At 44.2% G+C, this 17,165-nt stretch carries 18 protein-coding genes; 2 read left to right on the top strand and 16 right to left on the bottom strand.

The window, feature by feature from the left end:
* Window positions 1-52: 52 nt before the first annotated feature.
* The 8 genes from BM003_RS07675 to BM003_RS07635 all read right to left on the bottom strand — a co-directional run bounded on the left by BM003_RS07675 (window position 53) and on the right by BM003_RS07635 (window position 8,910).
* The gene (locus BM003_RS07675) at window positions 53-1,993 is read right to left on the bottom strand and encodes a stage V sporulation protein D (RefSeq protein WP_093671751.1); all 1,941 of its coding nucleotides are present in this window, start codon (window positions 1,991-1,993) and stop codon (window positions 53-55) included.
* A 155-nt stretch (window positions 1,994-2,148) separates the two neighbouring features.
* The gene (locus BM003_RS07670; RefSeq protein WP_093671749.1) at window positions 2,149-4,344 is read right to left on the bottom strand and encodes a penicillin-binding protein; all 2,196 of its coding nucleotides are present in this window, start codon (window positions 4,342-4,344) and stop codon (window positions 2,149-2,151) included.
* Window positions 4,345-4,358: 14 nt separating this feature from the next.
* Entirely contained in the window at window positions 4,359-4,712 is a 354-nt protein-coding gene (ftsL, locus tag BM003_RS07665) for a cell division protein FtsL (RefSeq protein WP_093671747.1), read from the bottom strand.
* Window positions 4,709-5,665, bottom strand: a complete 957-nt coding sequence (rsmH, locus tag BM003_RS07660) for a 16S rRNA (cytosine(1402)-N(4))-methyltransferase RsmH (RefSeq protein ID WP_093671745.1) — start codon at window positions 5,663-5,665, stop codon at window positions 4,709-4,711. The genes ftsL and rsmH overlap by 4 nt, the downstream gene beginning before the upstream one ends.
* A 238-nt stretch (window positions 5,666-5,903) precedes the next feature.
* Complete coding sequence (gene mraZ, locus BM003_RS07655) at window positions 5,904-6,335, bottom strand: division/cell wall cluster transcriptional repressor MraZ (protein WP_093671743.1); 432 nt, start codon at window positions 6,333-6,335, stop codon at window positions 5,904-5,906.
* 740 nt (window positions 6,336-7,075) lie between these two features.
* Window positions 7,076-7,648: a hypothetical protein gene (locus BM003_RS07650; protein ID WP_093671741.1), complete on the bottom strand. Its 573-nt coding sequence runs from the start codon at window positions 7,646-7,648 to the stop codon at window positions 7,076-7,078.
* Between the two features lie 548 nt (window positions 7,649-8,196).
* Complete coding sequence (gene rpmF, locus BM003_RS07640) at window positions 8,197-8,370, bottom strand: 50S ribosomal protein L32 (RefSeq protein ID WP_093671737.1); 174 nt, start codon at window positions 8,368-8,370, stop codon at window positions 8,197-8,199.
* Between the two features lie 24 nt (window positions 8,371-8,394).
* Window positions 8,395-8,910: a YceD family protein gene (locus tag BM003_RS07635; protein WP_093671735.1), complete on the bottom strand. Its 516-nt coding sequence runs from the start codon at window positions 8,908-8,910 to the stop codon at window positions 8,395-8,397.
* Between the two features lie 183 nt (window positions 8,911-9,093).
* On the opposite strand from BM003_RS07635, the gene BM003_RS07630 reads away from it, so the two are divergent.
* Complete coding sequence (locus tag BM003_RS07630; RefSeq protein WP_093671733.1) at window positions 9,094-10,341, top strand: nucleotidyltransferase; 1,248 nt, start codon at window positions 9,094-9,096, stop codon at window positions 10,339-10,341.
* 54 nt (window positions 10,342-10,395) lie between these two features.
* On the opposite strand, the gene BM003_RS07625 is transcribed toward BM003_RS07630, so the two are convergent.
* Window positions 10,396-11,409, bottom strand: a complete 1,014-nt coding sequence (locus tag BM003_RS07625; protein ID WP_177184698.1) for a SepM family pheromone-processing serine protease — start codon at window positions 11,407-11,409, stop codon at window positions 10,396-10,398.
* 187 nt (window positions 11,410-11,596) lie between these two features.
* Here BM003_RS07625 and ylbJ point away from each other — a divergent pair, with 187 nt between their 5' ends.
* Entirely contained in the window at window positions 11,597-12,805 is a 1,209-nt protein-coding gene (gene ylbJ / locus BM003_RS07620) for a sporulation integral membrane protein YlbJ (RefSeq protein ID WP_093671731.1), read from the top strand.
* On the opposite strand, the gene coaD is transcribed toward ylbJ, so the two are convergent.
* From coaD to BM003_RS07585, 7 genes are all read right to left on the bottom strand, one after another.
* Window positions 12,794-13,291, bottom strand: a complete 498-nt coding sequence (gene coaD / locus BM003_RS07615; protein ID WP_093671729.1) for a pantetheine-phosphate adenylyltransferase — start codon at window positions 13,289-13,291, stop codon at window positions 12,794-12,796. The two genes, ylbJ and coaD, sit on opposite strands and share 12 nt — an antisense overlap.
* Window positions 13,284-13,868, bottom strand: a complete 585-nt coding sequence (gene rsmD, locus BM003_RS07610) for a 16S rRNA (guanine(966)-N(2))-methyltransferase RsmD (RefSeq protein ID WP_093671727.1) — start codon at window positions 13,866-13,868, stop codon at window positions 13,284-13,286. The genes coaD and rsmD overlap by 8 nt, the downstream gene beginning before the upstream one ends.
* A gap of 459 nt (window positions 13,869-14,327) precedes the next feature.
* Window positions 14,328-14,600 carry a YlbG family protein gene (locus BM003_RS07605; protein WP_093671725.1) on the bottom strand — a complete coding sequence of 91 codons (273 nt, stop codon included), beginning with the start codon at window positions 14,598-14,600 and terminating at the stop codon, window positions 14,328-14,330.
* Between the two features lie 151 nt (window positions 14,601-14,751).
* Entirely contained in the window at window positions 14,752-15,192 is a 441-nt protein-coding gene (locus BM003_RS07600) for a YlbF/YmcA family competence regulator (RefSeq protein WP_093671723.1), read from the bottom strand.
* A 77-nt stretch (window positions 15,193-15,269) separates the two neighbouring features.
* A complete protein-coding gene (locus BM003_RS07595) occupies window positions 15,270-15,527 on the bottom strand; it encodes a YlbE-like family protein (RefSeq protein WP_093671839.1) in 258 nt (85 codons plus the stop codon).
* Window positions 15,528-15,532: 5 nt separating this feature from the next.
* On the bottom strand, window positions 15,533-15,991 hold the full coding sequence (ylbD, locus tag BM003_RS07590; protein WP_093671721.1) for a spore coat protein YlbD: 459 nt from the start codon (window positions 15,989-15,991) through the stop codon (window positions 15,533-15,535).
* A 107-nt stretch (window positions 15,992-16,098) separates the two neighbouring features.
* Entirely contained in the window at window positions 16,099-17,157 is a 1,059-nt protein-coding gene (locus BM003_RS07585; RefSeq protein ID WP_245734147.1) for a CAP domain-containing protein, read from the bottom strand.
* Window positions 17,158-17,165 lie beyond the last annotated feature (8 nt).

The raw sequence follows: 17,165 nt of genomic DNA, 5'->3' as shown, positions 1-17,165 counted from the left end.
GAGCGGGGGCCGGTTTAAAAAATACCGTGCTCCCTTTCGTCCATTGCTTATTTTAATCGTCTGCCTTCTTTTTGTCACCTAAGTATATCATTATTGTTGAACCTTGTTTGACCTTAATTCCAGGCTTAGGCGACTGCATGGTAACCACGTCGCCGTCCCCTTCGGTCTTCAGCTTCAGGTCGATGAGCGTATTTCTCAAATCGTTTTTATCCATGCCTTTTAAATTCGGTATTGTGATGAGCGGCTGATCCGGCCAGCGTAATTCTTTCTCCAACCCGCCGCTCTGCTTCTTGACACCCATCGCACTCAAGCTGTCTGATATGATCCGGCCCGCTATTGGCGCGGCTACAGTACCGCCGAATTGAACGGTATCTTTAGGATGATCGACGGCTACATAAACGACAATCTTCGGATTATTCGCCGGAGCGAATCCCATAAATGAGACAATATAATTGTTGCTCATATAGCGCCCTGTTTTTGGATCGACTTTCTGTGCTGTTCCTGTTTTTCCGCCGATACGATAGTTTTGAACATAGGCGTTGCGCCCCGTCCCTTGAGCGACAACACTTTCCAATGTGCTGCGAACTTCTTTGGAAGTCGCTTCTGATATGACACGGCGCTTCATCACCGGCTCAATTCGATTGATCGTTTTTCCTGTATCGGTGTCAATCCAAGCCTTTGCTAGATGCGGTTGATAGAGATAACCTCCATTGACTGCGGCTGATACAGCAGTGATCTGCTGAATGGGCGTAACAGAAACACCTTGACCAAATGCCGTCGTTGCTGCTTCAAGCGGTCCGATTTTATTTTTATTAAACAGAATACCTTTCGCTTCACCTTGTAGATCAATGCCCGTCTTGTCACCAAAACCAAATTTATCAATATAGGAGAAAAGTTTGTCTTTTCCGAGGCGCTCGCCTAGCGCGACAAAACCAGGGTTGCATGAATTCTGCACAACTTGTAGGAAGGTCTCCGATCCGTGACCGCCTTTTTTCCAGCAATGCAGCTTCGCCCCTCCTACTTCAATCGCGCCTGAATCGAAGAAATGATCTTTTTTTAAATCGACCGCTTTTTCTTGAAGTGCCGCTGCAAGCGTAATGACTTTGAACGTTGATCCAGGTTCATACGTTTTCCAAATAGGCAAGTTGTGATTGTATACTTCCGGGGAGACATTTTTGTAGTTCTCCGGATTAAAATCCGGTTTAGACGACATGCCAAGGATCGCGCCGGTGTTCGGATCCATAGCAATCGCTACCGCACTCTCGGGATGATAGGCGGCAACTGTATTATTCAGTTCACGCTCAATGATCGATTGCACACGTGAATCAATAGTCAATTTGAGACTGGAGCCGCTTGTTGGCGGAACGTACTGATCCTTCAAATTGGACATTCGATTACCGTTAACATCGGAGAAGAAATCGACATGGCCGTCCTCACCTTGCAAACCTTCGTTATAGTATGATTCAAGACCGGTGAGTCCTTGATTATCGATCCCTGCAAATCCAAGAACATGAGCCAAGTAATTTCCCTTTGGATAATCACGTTTGAAGTCTTCCGCGACAAAGACACCTGGAAGGCCAAGCGATTTAACTTGCGCTGCTTTCTCATTCGAAATTTTTCGGCCTTCGGGTGTAATGCGCACAATGGACTCTTTTTTCGTAATCTTTTCAAAGGCTTTCTCACGGCTCATATTAAGCACGGTTGCGAGTTTATCAGCAGTCTTATCCTTATCTTTGACTTGCCGTGGCACGACAAGAACAGATGGGCTGCTAATATTAGTCGCCAGAATCTTCCCACGGCTGTCCAAAATTTTGCCCCGTTCCGCTTCATAAGGAATTTCTCTGCTCCATGATTTAAGCGCATAATTCATCAGCCAATTATTTTCAAAAAGTTGCAGATAAGCCATTCTGAAAATGAAAACAGCAAAAACAACAAGCCCTGCCGACAGGAAAAACAACAGCCGTCTTTTGACGGTCACTTTCGACACACGCACACGTAAGCCCCCTCCTATCTTTCCTTGTCCTACCCATATGAGTGAGCACGAAAAAATAGAACAAGCCCCTCATGCATTAGAACGTATTCGAAAAGATCCATACGGAATGTATGGATCTTTTGCGCGCAGTAAATGGGGGCTTTTGAACAGTTTTGTTAAGGATTGCTTGAGCCGGACTCAGCCGTCGATTCCGAGGCGTTTGAAGAAGCGCTTGTTTTTTGCCCTTGCAAGGTAACGGTCAGTACCCCCCCCGATTTTAAGTCGGCACCTGCTGCGATGCTTTGTTGCGTAACAAAACCGTTTCCTTTTGCAACGAGCTTGAGTTCTTCCATCTCTGCCAGTTTCATTACGTCTGCAAGTGACCACCCGGTTAGAGTTGGCATTTTTTTCTGTCCACTACCGGACAAAATAACTTTGTTTCCTGTAAAAAGCTTTTCCTCCGGATAAGGCAGTTGCTTCTGAATTGTTCCCGATCCTATCGTTATTGGAACAATTCCTTTCTGTTTCAATTCTTGTACGGTCGCATTCATATCTGCTCCTGTATAGTTCTCAAACTTAACAGATGGCAATTGCAATTTCTCAACCGATTCAGTTGCCTTTTTATCTACTTGAAGATATTGCAATGCGCTCGTCATTACCGGGCGTACAATGTCCACTACCGGTTCCGGTCCGAGTTCTGTGGCTTTGAGCTGGGGCTGTTTAACTGCCACATAAACAATCAGCTTCGGATCTTTCTCAGGGGCCATGCCGAGGAATGAGTAGACATAGTTGTTTTTTCCAAACATGTATTGCCCGTTAAGAGAAATCTGCGCCGTACCTGTTTTCCCAATCACGCTGTATCCTGGGAGATCATAAGCGAGACCTGTAGCACTCGAACCGTTAACGACATCTTTATCTGTAACCACTTTACGCATGAGCGCGCGCGTTTGTTTTGCAGCTGATGCCGAAATTGGATGACCGGCAACAACTGGATGATGTTTTAAAAGAGTTTTCTTTGTTTTCGGGTTCACAATACGGTCGACAACATATGGTCGCATCATTTTTCCATCGTTGCCGATTGCCGTTGCCGCCTGTACAATTTGCATTGCCGTAAAGGCGGATGCTTGTCCAAATGAGGCTTCAAGCTTGTCAAGTTTCCATTGCCAGTTAACTATTCCCGCACGTTCACCAGGCAAATCAATGCCCGTTTTTTGCATAAACCCAAATTTCCGTAAATAGTCTCCTAATTTATTTACACCAAGATATTTATCCGTGAGAACAGACATTCCGACATTTGAGGACAATTCAAAGCCTTGATCAAATGTTATTGCCCCCCATCCTTGACGCCTCCAATCATGGATCGTTCCGCCATCCGTTTTATAATCACCGGACTGATATGTATCTGATCCTTTGTATACGCCCGCGTCAATTGCAGAGGCAACTGTGAATGTTTTCATAACCGACCCAGGCTCGTACGGCTCAGAGATTGCCGCGTTACTGAATTGCTTGATATCACGATTATTGGGATTAAAGCCCGGGGACGTAGACATCGCAAGAATCTTTCCTGTTTTCGGATCCGCGACAATCCCAATCATGCTGTCGGGCTTGTATTCTTCACTTGCTCTGGACATCGCTTGATCCAATACCGTTTGAATCCGTGTGTTAAGCGTCAAATAGACATCTTTTCCTGGAGAGGCTTTCTTTATTTTTTGCTTCTCATCCGGGATCGGTACACCGGAAAGGCTGCGGTAATACCGAACAGATCCGTCCTTCTCAGTTAGATACTGATCCAGCGATTGCTCAATACCGAACACACCTTTTTGCTGATTGTTCTGAGGATTAGTCTGAGTAAATCCAAGTGTATAAGCGGCGCTTGACTGATCCGGATAATAACGCTTCGACTCGGTAAGATAGCCGATTCCCGGTAGTTTCAAACGATCGATTTGCTTCTTCTTTGAATAGCTCAGCATCTTTCCTTTTGTGCCGAACTCAACTTGGTATGCTTTTCGATTGAGGATTTTTAGGACATCTTCTGTCTTCATATCGAGTATAGGTGCCAGAGCCTCAGCGGTTTTTTGCTTGTTTTTCACATGATTATCACTATCAGGGCTAACGATTGCATAAAGTGTGTAGGCGGGGACATCTTCCGCAAGAATGCGTCCATTCTCCGAATAAACGGTTCCCCGTTTTTCATCGATAATTTTATACTGTGACCATTGTTTTTTTCCAACGCTTAATAATTGATGATTGTCAATTTCCTTACCTTGTGCGATATAAACAAACCGCCCAATAATGACAAAAAAGGCCAGCAAAAAAAGCCCGCCGACCAACCCTGCCCAAAAACTTATTAATCTTCTTTTGCGTTGGAACATGGGAACAAACCACCTTAAGGAAGTACTTTGATATTTTCAATGTCGAGTTTCAGGCCGAGTTCCTTTTCTGCAAACCGAACAATTCGGTCGGGTGAGCTTAATCGATCTGATTCTGCCTTGAGCTGTTGTGTCACTTTTGATTGATCATCAATTTTTGACTGTAGAGAAGTGACATCTTGTGATGCCATATATAGGTTGGCTTGATTTGCAACGATACAGAGCGACAGCAGAAAGATAACAACGCCTGCAACAATCCAGAGCGTTTTTTCTCCTTTAGTCACTCGTCTGGTAATAACAACTTGCCCTTCACGCGGTGCTTGTTCAAGATGCTCCTGTCTTTGTACCTTATATGCTTGACTCTGATTCATTGCTCCTCATCCTCCTTAATTTCTCTGACTTTCTCTGCAATCCTCAATTTTGCCGATCGCGAACGATTATTGGCTTTAACTTCACCTGAAGACGGCACGATCGGTTTCCTGCTGATTTTATTTAATACAGGTAAAAAGGCTTCCGGAACAACGGGTAATCCTGGAGGTAATTCCGGGGGTTCACTATATTTTTTGAAAAATTGCTTACAAAGCTTGTCTTCTAGTGACTGAAACGTAATGACAGCAATGCGCCCGCCGACCTTCAACATGCGAAGTGATTGGGTCAGGGCATCATCAAAGCTTCCCAACTCGTCATTCACTGCGACACGTAAGGCTTGGAAAACACGTTTTGCCGGATGTCCTCCTTTCCTTCGCGCGGGAGCAGGAATCGCATCCTTGATAATTTCAGCAAGCATTTCTGTAGTATTAATCGGTTGCTGCTCTCGAAACTTCTCGATTTTTCTGGCAATGGATTTTGAAAAACGTTCTTCACCATACATAAAAAAGATTCGCGCCAATTGTTCAAATGACCACTCATTAACAATTGTGGCGGCTGTTAGTGTCTGTTGCTGATCCATTCGCATATCAAGCGGACCATTATGTTGATAGCTGAATCCTCGATCCGCGTGGTCGAATTGCGGGGAAGATACACCGAGATCAAAGAGAATCCCGTCAACCTGAGATACCCCGCGTTGACGAAGCGCATCTTCCAAATATCTAAAGTTTGATTTTATGAATGTTATTTTCTCTGAATAAGCCTTTAACCGAACAGACGCGGCATGCAGCGCTTCATCATCCTGATCGAATGCGTAGAGATGACCCTGATCAAGCTGCGCGGCGATCACTTCACTATGACCGCCGCCGCCTAGCGTACAATCCACATAGATTCCATTAGGGTTGAGATCAAGTCCCTCTATCGCTTCTTTCTTTAACACGGTAACATGTTCAAACATAATAACCGACTCCTGTCTCACATTAGAAAACTTGGCTTTGCCAAGCCTCTGGCGAGGGCAAAGTATTAGTTGCGACGGCCATGGACGGCCTAGTGTCCAATGAGCCGTAGGACGCACTTCCGCACGATGCGGTGGCTTCAACGTTGCTCACGGGAAGTGAGCGTCGTTAGTCGAGGATCTCTTATTAATCGGACCGCTATCTTCCTTATCAGTGGAACAAATTCAATTTGTGTCCTGATTAAAGGTCTAGATCGAGCAGGCTCTCCGAGATGTCATTGAATGATTCTTCTGATTGTGCGAAATAACGACCCCATGTTTCTTGATCCCAAATCTCAAGGCGTGTGGACACACCAATAACAACACAGTCCTTCATCAGTTTCGCATACTCGCGAAGACCATTGCTGATCGACACTCGCCCCTGCTTGTCCAATGCGCACTCACTCGCTCCCGAGAAGAAGAAACGAGTAAACGCGCGCGCATCTTTTTTTGTAAAAGGGAGCGTCTTGAGCTTCTCTTCTATTCTGTGCCATTCATTCATTGGGTAAACAAAAAGGCATTGATCAAGACCGCGGGTAACCACAAATTCGGATCCAAGCTCTTCGCGAAATTTAGATGGAATGATGAGACGTCCCTTTATGTCTATGCTGTGATTAAATTCCCCCATAAACATTAGAGCCGCCTCCTCTTTTGTTTTACTTTACCACAATCCCCCACTTTCCACCACTCTATTTTCTAAATTCGCCCTTACATCGCACCATTCCTTCTAAATCAAAAAAAGATAGTTAACAGAGGCATTCCATCTAGGCTTTTTCATGAGAAAACTTGGCTTTGCCAAGCCTCTGTCGAGAGCAAAGTCTTAGTTGTGCCAGCCACGGATGGGGTAAATGTCGAATGTGCCACCGGACGTACTTCCGCAGGATGCGGTGGCTTTCGCGTTGCTTGCAGGACATTTCTATTTCATAAATCATTTGGATCCTTAATTCAGTATCGCCGGAGTAAAATAAGCGGAGATTTTCCGGTTATATGCATCCTGGCGCTTGGTTCACAGGTAAATAAGGGTAATTTTTCCGCTTATGCACAGCAAAACCCTCCATTTTCATGTTTTTCGATTCGATAATCGGAATTTCTCCGTCTATTTAAGCAATTTTTTCACTCATTTTCTAATTAAGCGGAATTTTTCCGTTTATTTCTCAGATTGGGCGCTTACCTGATCGCCCAGCGGAATCTTATGACGTTTATCGTCGTACCGGCGGCAAAACGATAAACTTTCTTTACTTGTTAGAATAACCGGGCAAAGAGCGCTCGGTCCCTACTCACCGACACATGGCATTGATTTGTAGTTGTCAAAACTCATACTCTGCTGATTTTTATCTTTTTCCACAACGCAAAAAGATGCCCTGTTCGGGCACCTCACCGCACTGACTCTTTTATTGATGGAAAATCTTTTCTCGCTTGATCAACCACTTTCAGCACGTTAAGCAGCGATTCATAATTGCTTTTTACACGAGAATAATCTTTTTGAAGCTTCTGATAGGCTTCATCTAATAATTTGTTTTCAATTCGTAAATTCTCCAGTTGTTCATTTGCGATTTGGGAATCGGCTCCATTGTATTGTTTCTTTAATTCACCTAAGAAATGGATCATTTGATCGATGTCCGGCTCCGAAACAGGCACTTGAGGAATTTGATCCGACACAGTTGCGGAAAAAACCGGATCTTCCTGCTTTGTTTGATGTAACGCCTTTTTCACTTTATTCTTGTTCTGTTTACGGATTGTTTTTGCTTCCTTCAACGCTTCTTCATTAACCTTTCGGATAGCGGAATTCCAGCGAAACCCACATGCAGCAGGTGTACGAGACAGCCGGCTCCCGGCTTCGGTGAAACCTGCGAGCTGAGTGCTTCCTTCTTTAATGTGACGAAGAATGACGTCTGCAAGTTCGGCATCTTCAGCGTGCGTCCACGCGTCTTGTCTTATTGATGGCATTATCTTCCCTCTTTTCTCTCAAATTCTAATTCGAGCGAAGCTCTTATTCCATACCATATGCCGTTGATAGGGTCGGTAGAAGAGAACCCGCTCATTTCTTTTCAGATGTGAGAAAAAAGGTTAGAAAATTTAGCTTTGCAAAGCTTTTAGCGAAAGGCGAAGCCGCCATTGCAATGGTCACAGACGGCCCAAGTGTCCGGTTGACCGCAGGATGTGATGACTTCAACATTGCTCATAGGAAGTGAGCATCGCTGCTCGAAGCTCCTTTATTTCAGGTAAAGAAGTATATGATTTTGCCCTGTATCCAACCAATAAACCAGTGTCTTGGCCGGGAATTAAAGCGGGGATGCGAGGGCGCCTGCGGGAGTGTCTCTGTTGATCGCGTGCAGCGAGAACGCAGATTCCTGCCTGTCCTGAGGAGGCTCGCGGTGCGCCCTTGGCAAGCGAGTAACCGAAGCGACGATTCAGTATCAAATTTATTGTTTCTTGTACTTTCTTACCGGTGCAAAAAAAAAGAGAAGCCATAGGCTCCTCATCAATAAAAATAATTATTTCGCAACAACTTCTTCACCTTTGTATGAGCCACATGATGGGCACACCCGGTGAGCTAATTTATATTCACCACAGTTATCACATTTAACCATGCCTGGAACGGCCAGTTTGAAATGTGTACGCCGCTTGTTTTTGCGAGTAGTTGACGTTCTTCTTTTCGGTACTGCCACGGTTGACACCTCCTCGGACAATAATTAATCGTCAAAAAACTTTCTCAGTTTTTCTAACCTTGGATCAATCTTCTGCTTCGACGTTTCCTCATCTACAAGCGTCCAACCGTTTCCGGAACTCTTGCTCTGGGCGCTAGCTTTTTCACTGACAACGCGCATTGGTTTCTCAACCAAAATCGCTTCAACGAGATACGGGATCAAATCGATCTTCTCATCCTCGACATGATGAACAAATTCTCCCTCAATCTCGTTCTCGGTTCCCGCCGACAGTAGAAATGTCTCTGCGGTATTGATTTGAAAGGGATAATCGACATCTTCCAAAGTTACAGCGCACGGCAACACCATATTGCCGGCAAGCCGTAAATGAAAAGTCAGCGATTGTTTAGAAAATTCCACGATACCCTTAACGTCAACAGGTGATATGCTTCGTATTTCAGGATCCACGCGAAACATTTCCAGAGGTAATACAACTTCTTCGTGAATACTCAGTCCCTCTTCTCTGAATTGCATCAATTCAGGAATAGACCATGATAAAGACATACTGAACCACCTCTAGACAACAAATGTTATTATAAGCCCCGTCAAACGGAATGTCAATCCGTCGCGTTGCCGCCAATTTAAGATTATCACAGCAGATGAGCCGTTGGCAATTTCTCTTTCTTACAAAGAATATGATAAAATGGGTGCATTCATGATTTCGATTTCAAAAAGGGTGAACTCACTATGATTATTGCCGGAATTATCGCTGAATATAACCCGTTTCACAATGGTCACCTCTATCAGTTGGAAACGATGCGTGAGCAAATACGACCAGACGTTGTTGTGGTTGTTGTGAGCGGTGATTTTCTGCAGCGGGGCGAACCCGCACTTGTCTCTAAATGGGCGCGAACACGTATGGCACTTCAAGCGGGTGTTGATTTGGTCGTTGAGCTTCCCTATGTGTTCGCTGTTGGCAAAGCCGATGTATTCGCTAGAGGTGCCGTTGCTATTCTTAATCGACTGGGCGTCAATCGACTCTTCTTCGGTAGTGAATGCGGACGAATCGAGCCATTTCTCAATACATTTTCCTTGATAAACGAAAATCAAGAGGTATACGACACCCAATTAGCCCAAGCGATGGCGCGTGGAATCAGCTATCCTAATGCTCACGCAGCTGCATACCGCTTCATCTCAAAGAAACACACGCAAGAGCTTGTCGATCTTACATTACCAAATAACAGTCTTGCCTTTCAATACATCAGGGCGATTCATCAATGCGACAGTGACATGATCCCGATGACCTTACGTCGCAAGCAATCTGAGCACAACGATCAAAGCTTTACAAAAAACGCGCCAATAGCCAGCGCGTCAAGCATCCGGCTCCATCTTTTGAAAGGCCAATCTCTATTCGAGATCGCTGACAAACTTCCTGAGTACGTCATTGCAGAATTGAATTCTGTGAAAGAGGCCCACGACTTTGCTAGTTGGGAACGTTTTTTCCCATTTTTGAAATATAAGCTGCTCTCGTCAAGTTCTAAGCAACTGGCTCAAATTTATGAGATGGAGGAAGGTATTGAGCATCGTCTGCTCTCAAGCATTCGCGTATCACGTTCGTTTAATGAATTTATTTCATTGGTTAAAACAAAACGTTATACATGGGCAAGACTGCAGCGCCTCGCTGCCCATACTCTGACCAACACATTAAAAGAGCAAGCAAAACAAATAGCCCTGCATGGTGAACCCGACTCAATCCGGCTGCTCGGAATGAACCTTAAGGGACAAGCCTATTTAGCCGATATTCGCAAGAAAGTGGAGATTCCGCTGCTGTCAAAAATAAGGATTCATCGGTCGATGATGCTTGATATTGATGTTAAAGCCTCACAAATTTACGATTATTTAACGAACACAAATCATTTACCCATGAATTTCACAGAAACGAGTCATCCGCCAATACGTTACGATGAAAAAAACAGACGTTTTCTTAATGAGTAAAGTCCCTCATATAGAAAACGTCTGTTTTACATTATTCGCAGCTAAATTCTGCGATTAGTGTTTGAGATAATCAATCGCATCGTCTAATGATTTAACCGATACAATTTTCATTTTTGTTCCAATTTCTTTTGCCGTTTTCTGCGCTGTCTGATCTTCGTGATCGGCAGCAGGCGCGAAGAAGATATCTGCCCCGGATTTGCTTGCACCGACTACTTTCTCGGCAATTCCTCCGATTGGTCCAACTGTTCCGTTCATCTCAATGGTTCCCGTTCCGGCAATATCCCTGCCTTTCGCTAAGTTTTGCTGATCTAGCTGATCATAAATCTCCAGGGACATCATCAGCCCTGCCGAAGGTCCTCCAATATTTTGTATATCAAATGTAACGCGAGGATGTACATCTACCTTGACATGATTATCCTGATATATGCCAATTCCCCACCCTCTGCCCGAGCCGGCATAGGCTTTCGGAAATTTTGCGGCCTGAACCGTTACCTGTTTCACTTGGTTCTTACGAAGAAGCGTGAGACGAAAACGGTCGCCCACTGTCTTTTGTTTAATCCATCGGTTCATATCATCAATTGTTGCCACTTTGTGGTTATCCATCCCGATTATCAAATCACCGGTTTTGAGGACATTGCTATTGGGCATGGATTTCATCACACCCAGAATAAGCACACCCTCTTCGAGCAATTGTGGTTTTTTCCCCGCGGCTTTATAGGCGACATACGCGGCAGATTGCTGCGCACTGCTCATATAATTTTCCTGACGCAGATTGTAATCTTGTTCATCTTCATCAGGCATCTTGACCTGATTCTCTTTTACCAATGTTGTATATTTATTCCCATCATACTTCGCCCATAAATATTGATAGATGTTTGCTTGGCCTAAATATATGTAAACAAGTCGATAATTCCCGTCAATTCGCGCAGCACTTCTAACCTTAACCATTCCTGACATTGATACGGCTTTCCCAGGACGTTGCACGTAATATGGGGTTTTATAAAAATTTAAGGCAATTAATAGTACTACAACTACAACCAATGCCCACTGAATTATTTTCTTGCGCAATAACGTTCGCCTCCTTCAGTTAGACCATTATATAAATAAGCTCCGCGTCTAACATTTTTGATTATATGTAATTGGCCTTTATTTATTTCAAAATGGTAAGGTGGTCTATCTGCCAGCTCACTGCCGTATAGTGGAAATAACGGACAGGTTTCTACACCCGTGTAAAGATGGTAGGTGAGATGAATCAATGGATCGTTCAAAAAGCTTAACCTATCTGCTTGCAGCAGGCTCAATTGCGACAGCTTTTCTTATGGTACGCTACCCCAGCGTCGCAGTTGACGGTTCACTAACAGGATTAACCATTTGGTGGAAAAATGTATTTCCCGCTCTATTTCCATTTTTTGTACTTGCCGAACTGATGATTGGGTTCGGTGTTGTCAACTTCGCAGGTGTGCTTATGGAACCGGCGATGCGTCCACTGTTCCGACTGCCAGGCGTCGGGGGGTTCGTGTTTATTATGGGGCTTGTCTCTGGCTTCCCCGCCGGATCTCGTATTACTGCTGATCTCTATAAAGAAAAGCAAATCACTAAGGCTGAAGCGGAGCGCCTTGCGAGTTTCACAAACTTCAGCAACCCGCTTTTTATCTTTAGCGTAACTGCCGTAGGATTCTTTCATCAAGCATCGTTGGGAATCATTTTCGCACTTTCACACTACATTGGCAATATCTGCGTCGGATTGACGATGCGATTCTTAGGCGATAAAAAGAAAAAGACGAAGGATTCTTCGTCTCGTTTGCTCCTCGTTCATGCATTAAACAGCATGCATCAAGAACGAATTTCACGAAATCAGCCTTTCGGGAAAAAAATGGGTGACGCCGTCATCGCATCTGTAAATACGCTGCTAGCGATCGGCGGCTTCATCGCTTTGTTCTCAATGCTTTACCAACTGCTGGGCAAGATCGGCGTGACAGACCTGCTAAGCAGTGGATTGAGTTCATTTTTCCAAGCGATTGGCTTTAATCCCAAGTTAGGCTCAGCCGTAATTCCAGGATTGTTCGAGCTAACCTTAGGTGATAATAAGGTTGCAGGATCAGATTCTGTTCCGCTTATTGAGCGTGTCATTGTTGTCAGCGGCATGCTTGGCTTTTGCGGTTTCTCTATACAAGCACAGGCAGTAAGCATTCTATCACAAGCCGGTCTTAGTTCACGACTGTTTTTGATCGGCCGACTTTTGCAAATGATTTTCTCTTCGATATCTGCATTTTTTCTTTTTCATCTATTCCAAGCGGGCAACCCGTCCGCTGTACAGGCCGCGTTTGCTATGGGGCAGCCATTTGAGACGCTGACCCGTCATACAGCTTCCATAGGGCCAATGATTACTTTTACCACACTGATCATTTTCATTCTGATCTTACTGAGACGTATCGGCAAGCGTGATCATCGCTTAAACGGATGATTTCCCGCTGAATTTCTTTTTGAGTGCTGCCTCAACCTGTGCAGGCACAAGTTCATGCACCGTCCCGCCGTACATGGCTGCCTCTTTAACCATGCTTGAACTGAGAAAAGAGTAATGATTGCTCGTCATCATAAAACACGTTTCAATTTTTGGATTAAGGCTTTTATTGATCGCCGCAATCTGCAATTCATACTCGAAATCAGAGATCGCGCGCAGTCCTCTTAGAACAATGTTCACTTTTTTCCTTTGAACATAATCAACCAGTAATCCTTCAAAGGAATCAACTGTCACCGAATCTATGTGGGCGGTGGCTTCTTTTAACAGTGCCACGCGCTCCTCTACTGAAAAAAGCGGGTTCTTCGATGAATTATTGAGCACGGCAATAATAATATGATCAAAAACGGACAACCCGCGTTGAAGAATATCCAGGTGGCCGTACGTCACCGGATCGAAGCTGCCTGGATAAACCGCAATACGTTCACTCAACCGAATCACTTCCCTGTTCAGGCTGGTAATAGTAGATGGATACCGCCGTCTGTCCCTGATACGTTCGATATTTCTCGCGAAAAAGACCGCCATCGAACGAATCCGGAAGCATAACCGTTTCCTCATGTTCGATAACAACTATAGCACGATCAGTAAGCATCTCTTTTTCGAGCAATGTCTTGATGTCTTGTACGATATGCTGCTTTGCATAAGGAGGATCAAGAAACACTAGTTCAAAATGTGATCCGTTCTCATGCAAGTGATCAAGCGCCCGCGATGCCTCGAGTTGAATAACTTTTGCGCGGCTGCCATAGCCGCAAAGGTTGATATTCTCGCGGATTGTTTGACACGCGGCACTCGCTCGGTCGACAAACACAGAAAAGTCTGCACCACGGCTGAGCGCTTCAATACCGAGTCCACCGCTCCCGCCATACAGATCGAGTACCGTTCCGCCATCAAAAAAGGGGCCAATCATATTAAAAATAGTTTCCTTGACTTTATCTGTCGTCGGCCTCGTCATTCTTCCATTGACCGCCTTCAATTTTCGTCCTCTATTTTCTCCCGAGATGACTCTCAATAACCGACCCCTCCCTAATAGAGGTATCCAAGTAACGCTCTTTCGAACATCATAACCAAATACAACTCAAAAAAGACTAAACGTTAGACTCCGAACCAACGCGAATACCTTTTATAATTTAAATTGACTTTACATGTATAGAGATCAAAAGATTCGTGAATACTAGGTTTTGGCAACATCCTTTTGAGATGTTGGCCCAACCGCGGAGACTTACGTTTCCCCATAAGTTTTCCGCCGGTTTCTCCTCTCCCATTGTCTTGCATCTTTTGATGCGTAAAGACGACCCGCAGTTTGTCTGCGGGTTTTTTTGCGTAGCACAGCACGTACAATCGGCTGAAGTTTCGCCAAGTGAGCTAAACAATCTAACAGATCAGCCTATGGCTAAAGGCCTGTCCGTTAGCGAACATGATTTTTGCCATTTAGAGCAGCCGATGTTAATGTCAAAAGCAGCATCGTCCGTCAACTAAAAACTTCGTCTTTTTCTTCTGCCTTCGACTTTCCTTTTTCATAAGTCTTTTTTACTTCCTGCAAATGCGACACATCAACAGCTTTAATGAATTTCAGCTTTGAAAGCTGGTTAAGCGTTCCTTCAGTCTGTTCATGGTCGCAATAGAGGATTGCGTATTTCATCCGTTTCGATATATAGTGCACGTACCCATAACGCCTGAGCACACGCAAATATTTTGTGTTATACATCCATACAATGATTCCATCTCTACGCTGAGCGTCCACCGAACCACACCACCCCTTTAATTCCGTTCTGTCTGTCATATTGGCGAACAAAAATAGAGCCTATTGATGCTTGATTAAATGATTTCTATTAATACTCATTTCGAAAAAAGTGGTGACATCTAGGACACGGATCAATCACCCAATTTCTGAATCACGAGTGACAGCCGCATTTACCGCCTGAACCGCATCCGGTCCCGCATGAACGCTCAAAAAAAGGATCCCCGTTCGGTACCTTAATTGATTCTGAAACCGCTCGTGCGAGCACCATGCTAAGCTCACCAAGCAGATCACTCAACTGTTTTTCATGTTTTTTATAATCGGCAATTAAAGGATGGGTATCAAGCTCGCGTTTGCATTCCATCATTTTTTTAATTACCGACTTGTAATCAGGATGGTACCTGCCGAAGCGCTGCACTTCGTCGTACCGTTCTCTGACCTGTAAAAACTTACCGATTAATTGCTGTACGTGTTCATCGCGATCAACGCTTTGTTTACTCGCCATGTACTCTGCATACAGACTTGAATGAACAACCATGGAAGCCAGCTCATCCGCGTCATCTAAAAGAGAGGCGTTTTCTAATGTTCCAATCATCTCATCACCCCCAGTTCTATTAAAATATACAACAAATAATAGCAAAGCGCCATTATTCCAGTTAGTGCAGACTATAATTAATTGTTCCGTTCTCCTGATTTTTGCTCGCTCATTGCTTGCGCCATCCCAACGAGCATCGACATCATCGTTGCGCGTTGATTAAAGCGGTCAAGGCGTTGGCTGAATGTGCGGCCATAAAAAAGATCCGCCGCTGGTTTAAGACGATTTAACTCCCACGGGGATCTGCTTAATCTACGGTACCATTCCGGATGCATGCGCACAAACAGTTTCTCATCCGGCCGGCGATCCAAGTACTCCTGAATTTCTATTCTCACCTTTTTCAATCCCTTCGAAAGAAAAATGGGTTCTGATTGCGTGGGCCGCCGATTGGTTGCGTTGGAGACGATTGTTCCGTTCTATTTTGAGTATCCGGGTTATTTTGTGTGCTCTGATCATTATTTTGGCGGAATTGTCCGATGAACGATTGGATGCCTGTTAACGCTCCACTAATCGTCTCTAATCGTTCTTGCCATTGTTTTGTATCAATATTGTCGACTACATTCAACACTTTATTAAATGAGAATGACGAACTTTTTTTTGACTTTTCCGTTGTATCTTGATTTGTTTCCTTAATACCGTATTTTTCCCAAACATCATGAGATTCTCCAAAAATCACCCAGTCATCGAAAACATCATTCCATCTTATGCCGTTCTCATGAACATATTCAACAATTTCAGGATGGCTGCGCAGAAAGACTTTAAACCTCTTGATCGCAGCACTTGTTTTTTCCTCTGTCAAAAAGACGCACCTCCACTTAACGTTCTACCTGTGATTATCATAATCACGAGTTGGGTTGGATGTGCGCCTCACGCAAAAAAATTCACAATCTGCGGTTCAAATTTCAGTTAGGGTATCATTGGTTTGACAAAATCCTGCGTATAATAATTTTGATATGAACCAACCCCCAGTTCGGTAAACTCTTCATTTAATAAATTTTTGCGATGATCGACACTATTCAACCATCCAAGGCTTACAGCGATCGCATCCGGATATTTAGCAGCAATATTCTCTCCGGCAGTCTGAAAATTAATCTTCTCCCTCTCCAAGCGCGCTTTAAGATCACCTGACCATTTAGAATCATGTGAAAAATAGTCTTTAACTTTCATCTCTTTGCTGTGTTGATAAGCAGCCTCATGTGCATCCTTATTCCATGTCAGCATTTTCTTCGTGAATCGCATGCGAAGCACGTTGCTGATATCAAATATTTCCTGATCTTCTGCTTGATTCACTGCTGTCCATTCTGCATCTGACAGAGATTGTGCCTCAGGCAACTCACCTTGGTAAGTCATGGAATATGGATGCTGCACTGCCAATACGTCAGATGTCATGTAGCGAACGCCGATTAAGCGATCTGAGAGATGATCAAAATTCAACTGCGCCCAAATTTTTCCGAATTTCATCAAAGGGCGTATCATCATATCTTCTTCATTCAGTTCAAAATCAATTTTTGTCCCGCGATAGTTCATCGAGACTTCATCGGAAATCGGTACCTTTTCATAAATCTTCTGGGATTCTGCGCCAATGGTAAATGGATTGGTTTTCAGTTTCTTACCAAGCGCATAAATGGTTGTGACCCGATTTGTTGACTCATCAATACCCACCTGTAAATATTTTTCAGTTGCGCTTCCGTAAATAAACCAGCGATAACCAAATTTAGTCGGATCGATACGTTCAGGCTTCCCCAGAGTGCTCCGTATCTGTTTCTCAGTCTTTCCCATCAATGTGTGTATACCGCTGTCCGGAACCTTAAATGTCGAATGAGAGGACATTGTCAATGGATGAAACTTATTATCATCGGCTGAACGGCTGCTATTGCCGGAGGGGAAACTGATAAGACTGATTAAGAATGTGCCCGCGAAAACAATCACAGCAATAAAAAAAATGATTATATTCGTTTTTCTCAACCGCTTCT

It is taken from the genome of Sporolactobacillus nakayamae, assembly GCF_900113325.1.
GTDB classification, from domain to species: domain Bacteria; phylum Bacillota; class Bacilli; order Bacillales; family Sporolactobacillaceae; genus Sporolactobacillus; species Sporolactobacillus nakayamae.
This window is presented reverse-complemented; position numbering and strand designations above follow the sequence as displayed.

Bases quoted from the DNA above. Each gene is read 5' to 3' on its own strand.
- BM003_RS07600 (WP_093671723.1), bottom strand. From the start codon at position 15,192: ATGATTGGAACATTAGAAAACGCCTCTCTTTTAGATGACGCGGATGAG.
- mraZ (WP_093671743.1), bottom strand. From the start codon at position 6,335: ATGTTTATGGGGGAATTTAATCACAGCATAGACATAAAGGGACGTCTC.
- BM003_RS07635 (WP_093671735.1), bottom strand. From the start codon at position 8,910: ATGTCTTTATCATGGTCTATTCCTGAATTGATGCAATTCAGAGAAGAG.
- ylbJ (WP_093671731.1), top strand. From the start codon at position 11,597: ATGGATCGTTCAAAAAGCTTAACCTATCTGCTTGCAGCAGGCTCAATT.
- BM003_RS07630 (WP_093671733.1), top strand. From the start codon at position 9,094: ATGATTATTGCCGGAATTATCGCTGAATATAACCCGTTTCACAATGGT.
- BM003_RS07650 (WP_093671741.1), bottom strand. From the start codon at position 7,648: ATGCCATCAATAAGACAAGACGCGTGGACGCACGCTGAAGATGCCGAA.
- ftsL (WP_093671747.1), bottom strand. From the start codon at position 4,712: ATGAATCAGAGTCAAGCATATAAGGTACAAAGACAGGAGCATCTTGAA.
- BM003_RS07670 (WP_093671749.1), bottom strand. From the start codon at position 4,344: ATGTTCCAACGCAAAAGAAGATTAATAAGTTTTTGGGCAGGGTTGGTC.
- rsmH (WP_093671745.1), bottom strand. From the start codon at position 5,665: ATGTTTGAACATGTTACCGTGTTAAAGAAAGAAGCGATAGAGGGACTT.